1 protein-coding gene is annotated in these 1,017 nt (G+C 65.1%); it reads left to right on the top strand.

What is annotated here, in order from left to right; all coding sequences use genetic code 11:
• A partial coding sequence (gene tuf, locus HHL11_RS34115; RefSeq protein WP_169423093.1) for an elongation factor Tu occupies window positions 1-1,017 on the top strand: 1,017 nt, incomplete at its 5' end.

Here is a 1,017-nt window from a genome sequence, read left to right on the forward strand (position 1 = left end):
CGCGGCATCACGATCAACACCGCGCACGTCGAGTACGAGACGCAGAACCGTCACTACGCGCACGTGGACTGCCCCGGCCACGCCGACTACGTGAAGAACATGATCACCGGTGCCGCCCAGATGGACGGCGCCATCCTGGTGGTGTCGGCCGCTGACGGCCCGATGCCCCAGACGCGCGAGCACATCCTGCTGGCGCGCCAGGTGGGCGTGCCCTACATCATCGTGTTCATGAACAAGTGCGACATGGTGGACGACGCGGAACTGCTGGAACTGGTCGAAATGGAAGTGCGCGAACTGCTCACCAAGTACGACTTCCCCGGCGACGAGACGCCCATCATCAAGGGTTCGGCCAAGCTGGCGCTGGAAGGCGACAAGGGCGACCTGGGCGAGAAGGCCATCATGAGCCTGGCCGACGCGCTGGACACCTACATCCCGACGCCCGAGCGCGCCGTGGACGGTGCCTTCCTGATGCCGGTGGAAGACGTGTTCTCCATCTCCGGCCGTGGCACGGTGGTGACCGGCCGCGTGGAGCGTGGCGTGGTCAAGGTCGGCGAGGAAATCGAGATCGTGGGCCTGGCCCCGACCGTGAAGACCACCTGCACCGGCGTGGAAATGTTCCGCAAGCTGCTGGACCAGGGTCAAGCGGGCGACAACGTGGGCATCCTGCTGCGCGGCACCAAGCGTGAAGAAGTGCAGCGCGGCCAGGTGCTGGCCAAGCCGGGCAGCGTGAAGCCGCACACGCACTTCACCGCCGAGATCTACGTGCTGTCCAAGGACGAAGGCGGCCGCCACACGCCGTTCTTCAACAACTATCGCCCGCAGTTCTACTTCCGCACGACGGACGTGACCGGCGCGATCGAGCTGCCGAAGGACAAGGAAATGGTCATGCCCGGCGACAACGTGACGATCACCGTCAAGCTGATCGCCCCGATCGCGATGGAAGAAGGCCTGCGCTTCGCCATCCGCGAAGGCGGCAAGACCGTCGGCGCCGGCGTCGTTGCCAAGATCATGGAGTAA

This window comes from Ramlibacter agri, assembly GCF_012927085.1.
GTDB lineage: Bacteria > Pseudomonadota > Gammaproteobacteria > Burkholderiales > Burkholderiaceae_C > Ramlibacter > Ramlibacter agri.